This is a genomic window from Bhargavaea ginsengi (assembly GCF_900109165.1).
Lineage (GTDB): Bacteria > Bacillota > Bacilli > Bacillales_A > Planococcaceae > Bhargavaea > Bhargavaea ginsengi.
In genome coordinates, this window is record NZ_FNZF01000001.1 from 321,890 (window position 1) to 334,896 (window position 13,007).

Annotated in this window: 11 protein-coding genes; 1 reads left to right on the forward strand and 10 read right to left on the reverse strand. The window is 53.1% G+C overall.

The genetic code is table 11. The features are described 5' to 3' along the window. Nucleotides 1–34: 34 nt before the first annotated feature. The 7 genes from BMX91_RS01540 to cyoE all read right to left on the reverse strand — a co-directional run bounded on the left by BMX91_RS01540 (nucleotide 35) and on the right by cyoE (nucleotide 6,575). Nucleotides 35–496, reverse strand: coding sequence for a DUF420 domain-containing protein (locus BMX91_RS01540; RefSeq protein WP_092049157.1), 462 nt, complete (start codon nucleotides 494–496; stop codon nucleotides 35–37). Between the two features lie 28 nt (nucleotides 497–524). Continuing rightward, nucleotides 525–1,451: a cytochrome c oxidase assembly factor CtaG gene (ctaG, locus tag BMX91_RS01545; RefSeq protein ID WP_092050709.1), complete on the reverse strand. Its 927-nt coding sequence runs from the start codon at nucleotides 1,449–1,451 to the stop codon at nucleotides 525–527. A gap of 185 nt (nucleotides 1,452–1,636) precedes the next feature. Continuing rightward, nucleotides 1,637–1,969 (reverse strand): cytochrome c oxidase subunit IVB, encoded by a 333-nt coding sequence (ctaF, locus tag BMX91_RS01550; RefSeq protein ID WP_092049159.1) that lies wholly within the window; start codon nucleotides 1,967–1,969, stop codon nucleotides 1,637–1,639. Nucleotide 1,970: 1 nt separating this feature from the next. Continuing rightward, nucleotides 1,971–2,597, reverse strand: coding sequence for a cytochrome (ubi)quinol oxidase subunit III (locus tag BMX91_RS01555; RefSeq protein ID WP_092049161.1), 627 nt, complete (start codon nucleotides 2,595–2,597; stop codon nucleotides 1,971–1,973). Beyond that, nucleotides 2,597–4,423, reverse strand: a complete 1,827-nt coding sequence (gene ctaD / locus BMX91_RS01560) for a cytochrome c oxidase subunit I (protein ID WP_092050712.1) — start codon at nucleotides 4,421–4,423, stop codon at nucleotides 2,597–2,599. Before ctaD ends, BMX91_RS01555 begins: the two co-directional genes overlap by 1 nt. Nucleotides 4,424–4,497: 74 nt before the next feature. Beyond that, nucleotides 4,498–5,565 carry a cytochrome c oxidase subunit II gene (gene coxB, locus BMX91_RS01565; protein WP_092049163.1) on the reverse strand — a complete coding sequence of 356 codons (1,068 nt, stop codon included), beginning with the start codon at nucleotides 5,563–5,565 and terminating at the stop codon, nucleotides 4,498–4,500. A 95-nt stretch (nucleotides 5,566–5,660) separates the two neighbouring features. Beyond that, nucleotides 5,661–6,575, reverse strand: coding sequence for a heme o synthase (gene cyoE / locus BMX91_RS01570; protein WP_092049165.1), 915 nt, complete (start codon nucleotides 6,573–6,575; stop codon nucleotides 5,661–5,663). A gap of 319 nt (nucleotides 6,576–6,894) precedes the next feature. Between cyoE and BMX91_RS01575 the strand changes: the two genes are divergently transcribed. After that, the gene (locus BMX91_RS01575) at nucleotides 6,895–7,821 is read left to right on the forward strand and encodes a COX15/CtaA family protein (protein ID WP_092049167.1); all 927 of its coding nucleotides are present in this window, start codon (nucleotides 6,895–6,897) and stop codon (nucleotides 7,819–7,821) included. A 105-nt stretch (nucleotides 7,822–7,926) separates the two neighbouring features. Here the strand turns inward: BMX91_RS01575 and pyc are convergent, their stop codons facing one another. The 3 genes from pyc to BMX91_RS01590 all read right to left on the reverse strand — a co-directional run bounded on the left by pyc (nucleotide 7,927) and on the right by BMX91_RS01590 (nucleotide 12,897). After that, on the reverse strand, nucleotides 7,927–11,367 hold the full coding sequence (gene pyc, locus BMX91_RS01580; protein WP_092049170.1) for a pyruvate carboxylase: 3,441 nt from the start codon (nucleotides 11,365–11,367) through the stop codon (nucleotides 7,927–7,929). Nucleotides 11,368–11,386: 19 nt separating this feature from the next. Further along, entirely contained in the window at nucleotides 11,387–12,550 is a 1,164-nt protein-coding gene (locus BMX91_RS01585) for an FtsW/RodA/SpoVE family cell cycle protein (RefSeq protein WP_092049172.1), read from the reverse strand. 65 nt (nucleotides 12,551–12,615) lie between these two features. After that, on the reverse strand, nucleotides 12,616–12,897 hold the full coding sequence (locus tag BMX91_RS01590) for a YlaN family protein (protein ID WP_092049175.1): 282 nt from the start codon (nucleotides 12,895–12,897) through the stop codon (nucleotides 12,616–12,618). Nucleotides 12,898–13,007: the final 110 nt, after the last annotated feature.

The window sequence follows — 13,007 nt, forward strand, 5'->3', positions numbered from 1 at the left end:
TGGCTTTTTCTCTGGACCGGCAGCAGATTTCGCTTCAGGATCCGAGAATTGCTTTGAACATGGATGTCGTCTCGCCGCCTTCATAGAACACGTACAGAAGAAGATATACGGCAACGCCGGTGATGGCGGTGAAAAACCAGATGATGCTCGTAATGGGACCGATCTTGCGGTGCCGGGGAAGGACTTCCTTCAGTCCTGTGTAGATCGACACAATCCCGAACACTGCACCTGTTGTCGCCAGGATGATGTGGAAGACGAGGAAGACCGTATAGTAGATCTTCAGGTCATCCGGACCGCCGAACGCCGTATTCCCGACGAACAGCGTCCTGGAGACATAGATGATGAAAAACAGGAGAGCAGAGACTCCTGCAGCGAGCATCGTCTTTTTATGGGCTTCCACTTTCCGCTTGCTGATAAGCGCCCATCCGATGGCGACAAGAATCGCGCTCAGGACGATGAAAAATGTGCTGATGGTCGGTAGGAACGGCAGTGACATATGATGTTATCCCCCTATTGTCAGCGGCTTAGCTATACATCGAAAGCCGCTTGCGTTCAAGCAGTTGTTTTTGTGTGAGTTCGTCCGCGTTGTCACGCTCATGACGGAACCAGCTCAGGAAAATCTTGCCGAGAACCACCCCATAGATGATCTCCTGCAGAACCTTCATGATGACTCCGCCCATCTGCTGATCGTACAGAATCGGCATGTTCGTGAACACTTCCGGACCCGACAGGCCGGTCCCGGACAATGCGCTGAGGGTGGAGGCCGGAACACATAGGGCCATCGACATCAGCCAGGCTTCCCCGCTCTGGTAAGTCTCGTAGACAGGCGTATCGACGAAGATGATCAGTGCACACGCAGGAGTGATCAGAATGGCGCTGGAGATGATGTAGGCGATCTTGTGAAGGCCTTGTTTCAGCCTTGGTGCAAAGTCACTGTCATTGAGGAGCGGCCACCATAGGCAGAGCGCCGAAATAAACAGCGTGATCGAGAAGAGCGCATGAAGCGGGATGCTGAGCTTAATGGTATCCAGGATCATCGGAAGGTGATACACCGAGAACATCGCACTAAATACGATGACACTGATCAGCGGTTTCGTGATCACACGGAGAATGTGGCCAAGAACCGGCAATGCAAAGACCTTTCTCCAGATCCATACCGGGATCCCCTTGATGAGGAAGGGAGCCGCAATCAGGAGGAGCACAGCCATCTGCACCATGTGCATACTGAACAGAATATGGCCGAGAAGATCAATCGGCGATCCTTTAGTTACATAGACAAGCAGCATACCGGCAGAGAAGTAAATCAGTTCACTGCGCGAAAGAGGCTCGCTTCCTTCGAAGCGATCACGCCATTTGACAGTGATGGCCAGGTACACGAGAAACAGGACGACAAGCGTCAGGAAGAAGTATGGGCTCCAGAGTGCCCGGAAACCGAATATGCTAATTGGCACCATTGCCATCGCTCCTTTTAAAGGTCTCTTATCATTATAAGCCCGCAGGGAGGGCATATCAATGAACGAACTATGACACCTGCGGTCCGGCAGCTGATACAGCCGACTGTCTTACAGCAAGCATAGACCTATATCCAACAAAAAAAACATCCCGGAAGCCCATTTGCTTCCGGGATGTTTCAGCATTACCACCAGATGATTGTTACAAACGCCAAGACGGTCAGGAATGCAAGGAGGACTCCGCCGTACATGAAGAATGCTACCAACCCGTGGCCTTTTTCGCTCATATGCATGAAATAATACAGCTGCAGTCCGACCTGCACCGCTGCAAGGAGCAGTACGACCGGGATGACGAAGTAAGCAGAGAAGCCTGCCTGGACAGCCGCAAAGGAAATCAGCGTCATGAAAATCATGAGCGCGAACATCATCAGCTGGCTGCGCATCAATCGGTCGGAACGGCGCTTCTTGTATTCGAACTCGGCCGGCGTCTTTTCAATAATCTCGATATCGTGTGCCATCTTAACCGACCACTCCCATCAAGTAGACTACCGTGAAGATGAATACCCAGACGACGTCAATAAAGTGCCAGTACAGTGAGAATGTGTAGTACTTCGTCGCATTATACAGGTTCAGGCCGCGTTTCGCGTTCCGCAGGATCAGAAGCGTCAGCCAGACTAGGCCGATCGCAACGTGGAGTCCGTGCGTGCCGACAAGCGTGTAGAATGCCGAACTGAAAGCACTGTTGCCGTAAGTGAACCCGAGGTGGATGTAATGATAGAATTCATACACTTCAAGCGCAAGGAATCCGAGACCGAGGAAGCCTGTGATTGCCAGCCAAAGCTGCATCGCCTTGAAGTTGTAGTTTTTCATATGGTACATCGCATAAACACTCGTCAGGGACGATGTCAGGAGAAGCATCGTCATGACAAAGACTAGCGGCAGTTCGAACAGTGTTTCTGTACGGAACTCGTTCCCGTCAGGAACAGAGTTCTTGAGTGCCAGATACGTCGCAAAGAGCGTGGCGAACAGAACCGTCTCTCCTCCGAGGAAGAGCCAGAAGCCGACAAACTTGTTCTTGGCTTCCATCGTGGCCGTCTCTGGGTGATCCGGCCAGGATTGAGGTGTGAATTTAGTATTCAGGTCCATCAGTCACGCCCCCTTTCCATGCGGCGGATTTGATCTTTTGTTACATAGTAGCCGAGGTCATCCTTGATCGAACGGATACCCATCGTCAGGAATGTGAACGCAAGTCCGAAGATCAGGACCGGGAGACCCCAATCGTGCTCAAGGCGGTACATTGCACCGAATCCGGCGATGAACAGTCCGAGCGTCATGAAGAACGGAATGATTGAACCGTTCGGCATGTGAATATCCGTGACCGGTTCCGCTGCAGTATAGCCGTTGTGGCCTTCCTGCTTTTCAATCCAGTACGAGTCCAGACCGCGGACAAGCGGTGTCTGGGCAAAGTTATAGAATGGAGGCGGCGAAGGAATCGCCCACTCGAGCGTACGGCCGTCTTCCCAAGGGTCGTTGCCGACGCGTTCGTTTTTCGCAGTCGTGATGATGACGTTGATGATCAGGACGATGACACCGATGGCCATCAGTACCGCACCGATCGTGCTGATCAGGTTGAACAGGTTCCAGCCCTGGCCGTCCATGTACGTCCATACGCGGCGCGGCATCCCCATCAGGCCGAGGAAGTGCTGCAGGAAGAACGTCATGTGGAAGCCGATAAAGAAGAACCAGAAAGTGATCTTGCCGAGCTTTTCGCTGAGCATCGTGCCGAACATCTTCGGCCACCAGTAGTGTGTCGCTGCAAGAATCGCGAGGACAACACCGCCGACGATGACGTAGTGGAAGTGGGCAACGATGAAGTACGAGTCATGGAGCTGGTAGTCAAGCGGCGCAGCACCCTGCTGTACGCCGGTGACCCCGCCCATGACGAACGACGGGATAAATCCGAGTGCATAAAGCATCGGTGTCGTGATTTTGATGCTTCCGCCCCAGATGGTCAAAAGCCAGTTGAAGATCTTGACCCCTGTAGGAACGGCAATCGCCATGGTGGCAACAGCGAAAATTGCGTTCGCTGTCGGCCCGAGACCGACCGTGAACATATGGTGAGCCCAAACCATGAAGCCGAGGAACCCGATGAGGACAGTCGCGAAGACCATCGCCGAGTAACCGAACAGACGCTTCCGTGCAAAGACCGAGAAGACTTCGGAGAAAATCCCGAACGCCGGAAGAATCAGGATGTAAACTTCAGGGTGGCCGAAGATCCAGAAGATATGCTCCCAGATGATCGTGTTTCCGCCCATCGTATGGTCAAAGAAGTTCGCGCCGAACATCCGGTCGAATGTCAGGAAGAAGATCCCGACTGTGAGCGGCGGGAATGCAAACAGGATCAGTGCCGATGCCACGAATGTTGTCCATGTGAACAGCGGCATACGCATGTAGGTCATACCCGGAGCACGCATGTTGATGATCGTGACGAGGAAGTTGATCCCAGCCATGAGCGTACCCGCACCGGCGATCTGGAGACCGATCGCATAGAAGTCGATCCCGTGACCGGCCGAAGCGATCGACAGGGATGCGTAGGATGTCCAGCCTGCGTCAGGTGCAGCGTCCAGGAACCAGCTGAGGTTCAGGAACAGCCCACCGAAGAAGAACATCCAGAAACCAAGGGAGTTGATGAATGGAAACGCTACGTCACGCGCCCCTATCTGTAGGGGAACAATGGCGTTCATAAATCCGAACAAAAGCGGCATCGCGGCCAGGAAGATCATCGTCGTTCCGTGCATCGTGATCAGTTCGTTAAAGAACCCCGCACTGACGAAATCGTTGTTCGGTATAAGAAGCTGAAAACGGATCAGCATGGCTTCAATACCGCCAAGGACGAAGAAGAACCCGCCGCCGATGAGGTAAAGGATACCGATCTTCTTATGGTCGACTGTGGTTAACCAATCCCACAGCATCGCGCCGAACCCTTTCTTTTGTTCGACTGAATTCGAAACAGTTGTCACTGATATTACCCTCCTTTACCGGTACCTTATTCTTCTACTTTCAGACCGTGCAGATAATCTGCGATGGCATCAAGGTCTTCATCAGACAAGCTGTCGAAAGCAGGCATCAGGTTGCCAGGCTTGTATTTTTGGGGATCCTTGATCCAGTCGATCGTGTTTTGCTCGTTGTGCTCCAAGAAGCCTGCAACACGGTTGCGGTCGCCGTAAGTCGCGAGGTTTGGAGCTGCCGCACCGCTTGTGCCGACACCGGAAACCGCGTGGCATCCGATACAGCTTTGTGCAAATGCTGCCTCACCCGCGTCAGCGGAATCAGCACTCGCTGTTGCGCCTTCAGTTTCCTGCATGGCTGCAACCCAGCCGTCGAAATCGTCAGGGCTCAGAGTCTTGACCTTGAAGTCCATAAGTGCGTGGGATGGACCGCAGAGCTCCGCACACTTCCCGTAGAAGACACCGTCTTCGAGTCCTTCAGATTCCTTGTCGAATGTCAGGTAGAACTTGTTGACGTTCTCGACGTTCGTATCAAGCTTTCCGCCGATGGCCGGAATCCAGAAGGAGTGTTTGACGTCAGAGGAAATAAGATTAAAGTAAACTCTTTCACCTGTAGGGACGACGAGTTCCTGAGCAGTGACGATGCCCTGTTCAGGATATTCGAATTCCCACCAGTACAGCTTTGCCGTGACGTTGACAACGAGGTTTTCCGCATTGCCTTCATCGTCTGTGGCTTCCATCGCCGATACGTCACCCAGTTTGTAGGTGTAGTAAACGGTCGGGACCGCCATGATGATGACGAGAAGAATCGGGATCGCCGTCCAGATGAGCTCGAGCTTGTGGCTTCCTTCCACGTCTTTCGGCATGTGGTCGTCACCAAACTTCTTGCGGCGGAACTTAGCAAGAGCGATGAAGTAGATGGTGAAGACAACGATCATGACAAGAATCATGATTCCGGTCGTCAGAAGCAGGAGATTAAACTGGTCCTGTCCGACTTCCCCTGCCGGAAGAAGCGTCGAGAGGTATTCTTCGCCGCAACCCGACAGGATGATGGTGAGGGCTGCCAGCAGCGTTACAAGGCGCCATTTCTTGAGTCCTTTCATCATCGATTAACCAAACCTCTCTTTCATAGATGTTTTCAAATATGAGGACGGAATGCCCAATTATATGATGAATTCTTGTCAAAGAAAGAATTCCGTAATCAGATGATGACCGCGAAGATGATCATCGAGACGAACAGGATCGTCATGTAGTTCAGGGAGTACACGAACATGCTTGTTGCCCATTTGATGTCGTCTTCCGCCCTGAAGCCTTTCAGGGCGATAAAGAGCCAGCCTGCATTCAGTGCCGTGGCGAGGACGATGAACGGCCAGCCAAGCTGAGGCAGCAGGAATGGGAGCGGGAATAGTACGAGGACCCAGGCGAGCATTGATTTCTTCGTCCGGGCGAATCCTTTTACGACCGGAAGCATCGGGATGCCTGCCGCCCGGTATTCCTCTGTTCTTCTCATGGCGATGGCATAGAAGTGAGGCGGCTGCCAGGCAAACATGATCAGGAAGAGCGCCCATGCGCCGGGTCCCAGAGCGGGCTCGACGGCGGCCCATCCGATCAGTGGAGGAATGGCGCCGGAAATACTTCCGACAATCGTGTTGCTGACATGTTTTCTCTTGGACCACATCGAGTAAAGGACGACATAGCTGAAGATGCCTGCGATTCCCCATAACCCGGCTGTAGTGCTCGCGGAAAACAGGAGAATCTCCCCGATCAGCAAGAAGATGACCGACATGGCGAATACTGTCGGAGCCTTGAACCGTCCTGTGACGGTCGGACGCGATTTCGTCCGGGACATGACAGGATCGATATCCCTGTCGATCAGATTGTTCATCGCCGCGGAACCCGCAACGATAAGGCTGGAGCCGATTACGACATAAAACAGCAAATCCAACTCGTCCAGAAAGTGCCCGCCGGCAAACTGGATTGCCAGGAAGAAACCGGCAAACGCCGTGATGACATTCGAATTGACGATGCCGATCTTGATGAGCGCCAAAAAGTCCTTCATAAAGGAAGCGGATTCAGCTTCCGCCGCTGCTGCATGCGCGGTGCGACTGTTTGTCATGAAACCCCTCCTTTCGAACTGCCGGCAAGTTCCGCTACCCCTTAACTATAGCTGAATTACGGGTTGAATTCTATACATATCCCTAATTTGTCGAATGATAGCGGACTGCCCGTATATAAGTTGACAGCATATCTATAGTAAAGCATTTGCGAAATTCATTTGTGAAGCCTTTGAGCCTTTTTTATGAACAAATTGTGAAATGGAGTGCCCCCGGGTGTTCCATCCGGGGCTGGTCGTTGTTTTTGCCTTTCGTTTCCGATATCATCAGTTAAGCGACACCGTCATCATACGGTCCAGAATTCTTAAAGAGGTGTCATCCATGCAGCATAATCGAATACTGAAATGGATCGCCGTTGCTTCGACGATCGGGATGCTTGCCATCCTTCTCGGCGGCGCGCTCGTCACGAAGACGGAAAGCGGGATGGGCTGCGGCAGGCACTGGCCTGGCTGCAACGGAGAACTGATCCCCACTGAGATCAACGCGGAAGTCCTGATTGAATTCTCCCACAGGCTTGTCACAGGAGCGGTCGGGATTCTCATCGTCGTCTTGTCCGTCTGGGCCTGGCGCGCACTCGGACATATTCGCGAAACAAAGTTTTTGTCGTTCATGGCCATTTTCTTCCTCGTCCTCCAGGCACTGATCGGTGCGGCGCAGGTGCTCTGGGGACAGGGTGACTTTATACTTGCCCTCCACTTCGGCATCTCCCTCATTTCCTTTGCTGCCGTCTTCCTGCTGACGCTCCTGATTTTCGAAGTCGACAGGAAGTTCGACGCAGAGAATGTGAGGATCGGCAATAAACTGAAATGGCATACGATCGGTGTGACACTTTATTCATATCTTGTTGTCTATACCGGAGCGCTTGTGCGCCACACCGATTCCGGACTGGTGTGCAGGGACTGGCCGTTTTGTCGGAACGACGATATAGGCCTCCCTACGAACATGCATGAATGGGTCCAGATGGGCCACCGGCTGGCCGCCCTTTTCATCGTCATCTGGATCGCCTACATCTTCTTCCACGCGTGGAAACATTACCAGAACCAGAAAGCTGTCAGCCGCGGCTGGATGATTGCGTTCATCCTCGTACTGACACAGGCGTCTACGGGCATGCTCGTCGTCCTTACCCGGGCTAACCTGGCCGCGGCACTGATTCACTCGCTGATCATTTCGCTTCTGTTCGGTCTCCTCTGCTACATGATCCTGCTCGTCTCAAGAAGCCGTCATTACGAGAGCCGGCCAAAATCATAAGCGAATAGCTTCAAGTTCCGGGCCGCAGACAAATCCGTCTGCGGCTTTTTTTCACGAAAAAACTGCAGCAATTGCCGAAAACGGCTTTTGCTGCAGCTTTTTATATCAGTCTTCGTCCATCTCGATCAGGAGATCACCTGTAGAAATGGCATCCCCTGCCGAGACGTGAATTTCCTTGATGGTGCCGTCGAATGGTGCCTGGACGGTCGTTTCCATCTTCATCGCCTCTGTAATGAGCAAGTGCTCGCCGCGCTTGACCCGGCTGCCCCGGTCGATTGCGACTTTCAGAACGGTGCCCGGCATCGTGGCACCGATGTGTTTGCTATTGCCCTTTTCCGCCTTTTTCCGCTGAACGTGATCGGTTTCGGCAGAAGCATCTTCGATGCAGACCTCACGCGGCTGGCCATTGAGTTCAAAGTAGAGGTTCCGGGTTCCGTCCGGCTGGACTTCACCGATCGAGACAAGCTTGATGATCAGCGTCTTCCCTTTCTCGATTTCCACTTCCACTTCTTCGCCGAGCTTCAGCCCGTAGAAGAACGTCGGCGTGTCCAGTACGGACACATCGCCGAACTTCTCCGCCTGGCTCGTGTAATCTTCGAACACTTTCGGATAAAGCGCATGAGCCAGGAGGTCATGAGAGGAAACCGGACGATTCAGGTTCTCGAAAAGCTGGTTTCGTGCACTCTCGAAGTCGAACGGTTCAAGCAGTTCGCCCGGACGGACCGTGAGGGGCTCCCTCCCTTTCAGGATAACTTCCTGAAGTTCTTCCGGGAAGCCGCCGTATGGCTGGCCGATATCTCCACGGAAAAATTCAATGACCGAATCCGGGAAGTCGATCGAACGCCCGCGCTCGATCACCGTATGTTCGTCCAGATTATTCTGGACCATGAAGAGCGCCATATCGCCGACCACCTTGGAAGACGGCGTCACTTTGACGACATCGCCAAACAGCATGTTTACGCGGCCGTACATTTCCTTTACTTCTTCCCAACGTTCGCCGAGACCGACGCCTTTCGCCTGTTGCTGCAGGTTACTGTACTGGCCGCCCGGCATCTCATGGACGTAGATCTCCGAGTGGGGGCTCTTCATGCCGCTTTCGAAGCGGCCGTACAGTTTCCGTACGTCTTCCCAGTAATGGGACAGTTCTTCAAGCGAGCCCACATCTGTACGGACACTGCGTTCCCTTCCAGAAAGTGCATAGGACAGTGACGAAGCGCTCGGCTGGGAAGTCAGCCCAGCCATGGAACCGAGCGCCGTATCGACGATATCCACTCCGGCGTCAATCGCACGGGAGTACATGAAGACCCCGTTGCCGCTCGTATCATGCGTATGAAGATGGATTGGAAGGGACACCGTATCTTTCAGTTCGGAAACCAGGCGGTATGCTGCTTCCGGCTTCAATAGGCCAGCCATGTCTTTGATCGCGAGAATATGCGCGCCGGCATCTTCCAGTGCCTTTGCCATCTCTTTATAGTAAGCGACTGTATATTTCGCCCGGTTATCGTCCAAGATATCCCCGGCATAGCAGATGGCCGCTTCCGCAACCTTGCCGGACAGGCGGGTTTCATCGATGGCAACTTCCATCTGCTTGATCCAGTTCAGACTGTCGAAAATGCGGAATACATCGATGCCTGCGTCCGCAGATTTCCTGACGAACTCACGGATGACATTGTCCGGATAGTTTTTGTAGCCGACCGCATTCGAGCCGCGGAACAGCATCTGGAACAGGACATTCGGGATTTTCTCACGAAGTTTGAGCAGCCTGTCCCACGGGCTTTCTCCGAGAAAACGGTAGCTGACGTCGAAGGTCGCGCCGCCCCACATCTCGAGCGAGAATGCATCAGGGATGAGACGTGCGGTCTCGTCCGCGATATCAAGCAGGTCATGCGTCCGCACACGGGTGGCAAGCAGTGATTGATGTGCATCGCGGAATGTCGTGTCGGTCAGCAATACATCATTTTGCTCCAGAATCCACTTGGCAAGCCCATCAGCACCACGCTCATCGAGGATCTGCTTCGTACCCGGCTTTGGTGTAGCCGCCAGGTCCACGGATGGCTTGCGGGCAGGATGGAACACCGGCTTCGCTTCCTTCCCGATGCCCGGGAAGCCGTTTACTGTGACATTCCCGATATAGGTAAGAAGCTTGGTTCCACGGTCTTTGCGTGTCGGGAAGATAAAGAGGTCCGGTGTCTCATCGATAAAGGCGGTGTTGTAATTGCCTGTCAGGAAATCGGGATGCTTGACGACGTTTTCCAGGAACGGAATGTTCGTCTTGATTCCCCGGATCCGGAATTCCTGGAGGTTCCGTTCCATTTTTGCGGCTGCTTCCCTGAACGTCATGCCCCAGGTGGAGACTTTGACTAGCAATGAGTCGTAATGCGGTGTGATGACCGCCCCCTGGAATCCGTTGCCCGCATCCAGGCGTACGCCGAAACCGCCTCCGGACCGGTAGACCATCAGCTTCCCTGTATCAGGCATGAATTGGTTTAGCGGGTCTTCTGTCGTGACCCTGGACTGGATCGCATAGCCGAACAGCGGAACCTTGTCCTGTGCAGGAATCCCGGTATCCGGATCATCCAGGCTCCTGCCTTCGGCGATATGGATCTGGGAGTGGACGATATCGATACCCGTCACCATTTCGGTGATGGTATGCTCGACCTGAATGCGCGGGTTCACCTCTATAAAGTAGAAGTTGTCCCCGTCAACGAGGAACTCCACCGTGCCGGCATTGATATAGCCCGCATTTTCCATGAGCCGGACCGCCGACTCGCAGATTTCTGCCCGGAGTTCATCCGAAATGGTAATGGACGGCGCGATTTCAACGACTTTCTGGTGGCGTCGCTGGACCGAGCAGTCGCGTTCATACAGATGGACGACATTGCCGTATGTATCCGCAAGAATCTGGACTTCGATATGCTTCGGCTTGTCGAGGAACTTCTCGACATACACATCGGCCGACCCGAATGCCGCTTTTGCTTCGGATTTGGCACGTTCGAACGCTTCAGCTGTTTCATCCGCAGAGCGGACAACCCTCATTCCGCGTCCTCCCCCGCCAAGCGCCGCCTTGATGATGATCGGGTAACCGTTCTGTTCCCCGAATGTTTGGACATCTTCAAGTAAAGAAACAGGGCCGCCGCTTCCCGGAATGACCGGCAGTCCGGCCTTGACCGCCTGATCGCGGGCCTTGACCTTGTCGCCGAACATATCCAAATGGGAAGAGCGGGGCCCGATGAAGACGATGCCTTCTTCTTCACAACGCCGTGCAAACTCCACATTCTCCGACAGGAAGCCGTATCCCGGGTGGATGGCGTCTGCCCCTGAATCTTTCGCGATGGCGATGATCCCCTCAATATCCAGATAAGCATCGATCGGCTTTTTCCCTTTTCCGACCAGATATGCCTCATCCGCTTTGTAACGGTGGAACGACCCGCTATCCTCCGCCGAATAAATGCCGACGGTGCGGATTTTCAGTTCCGTGCATGCCCGGAAAATCCGGATCGCAATTTCCCCCCGGTTCGCCACCAGGATCTTCTGGATTTTCCCCATTACCCCATCTCCTTCATTATCATTGTTTCGATTCGTTTTTAACGAACATGGATACATTCAACAGTATCCCTATACAAAATGATAACAGGATTAAAGAGGTTCCGCCATAGCTGATAAACGGAAGCGGAACGCCGGTAAGCGGCATGAGCCCGGTCATCCCCCCCAAGTTTACGAATGTCTGGAAGCCGATCAGGCTCCCGATACCAGCTGCAATCATGCGCGCTTGCGGGTTGCTAGTCTTTAGCGCGATGCTGATAGCCCTCATGACGATGAAGCCCAGGCCGCCTACGACAATCAGGACGCCAAGGAGACCCAGCTCCTCGGAGATGATGGCCATGATGAAATCGGTCTGCGGCTCGGGAAGATAGCCCATTTTCTGGACGGACTGTCCGAGGCCGAGCCCTTTCAGGCCCCCTGCCCCGATCGCCAGGTATCCGTTAATAATCTGGAAACCTGAACCGAGCGGATCCTCGAACGGATCCATGAAGGTGCTCAGCCTGGCCAGCCTGCCTTCCGTCAGCAGCTGCTTTCCGCTCACGACTGCAACCAGTACAAAGAGGAATGCCGCCGCGATGGCAAGTCCTGAAAACTTAAAGAACGTCTTCGGCCGCATGCCGCTTGCCGCCATGACGGAGACTGCGGTGACGAGAAGGATCATCGTTGCGCCAATGTCCGTTTCCATCATGATCGAAAGGACGGCAACCGCCAGCAGGATGACCGGCGGGAAAACAGAATTATTCAGGTCATCAATCGTATTCTGCTGCAACTTCTTGGCAAAGAAGCCCGAGAAGTAAAGGATGAAAGCAATTTTCGCCACTTCCGAAGGCTGGAGGTTGATCGGGCCCAGATTAATCCAGCTTCTTGCCCCTGCTTCATCTCCAAAGCCGATAAAGTGAACGGCAAGCAGCAAACCAAAAGTCACGAACAGCATCAGTGCCATGAACCCTTTTCGCTTATAGTGCTTGAACGGTATAAACGCCCCCACTGCCAGCGCGGGCAACGCGACACAGACGTTGATCAGCTGTCTCTTATAGAAATGATCCGCATCAAATCCGTAGCGGTTCACCGCCCAGACCATACTCGCGCTATAGATCATCACAAGCCCGAACAGGCAAAGGGCCAGATAAACGAAAAAAAGCGGAAAATCAAAATTCCTTATATAACGTTTTAAGTATGCTTTCATCAGAATTCCCTCAATCTTTCCTAAACAAAAAACTCAAACCGGCAACCGTGTTTGAGTTTTTTGGGTTATTTCTTCGTATATGCATCATGCAAAATCGAAAGTTCACGCTCCAGGGAAGTAAGAATCTCTCTCCCCTGTTCACGATCAATCAGGCCCAATTTTGCTGCGAACTCGATTTCTCGGGAAAGCCCGAACATCTGTGTATCAAGCACTTCTTCATAAAGAGGGCATTGCGGCATCGTCAAATGATCCATCTGGACTTTGATCAGCTGGGCGATTTTTTCCGCATCCGCCTGAAGAAGTTCCAATGCCTTTTCATGATACGCAGATTGAACATTTGTATCCATGAAGCCGCCCCCATCAGCAGGTTTTCTGCTACAGTATATCTATTAGAGTTTATCTTTTGGGAGCAGAAATTGCAAGCACCCTTCATAGGAACGCTTCCGGACGTGAGGGG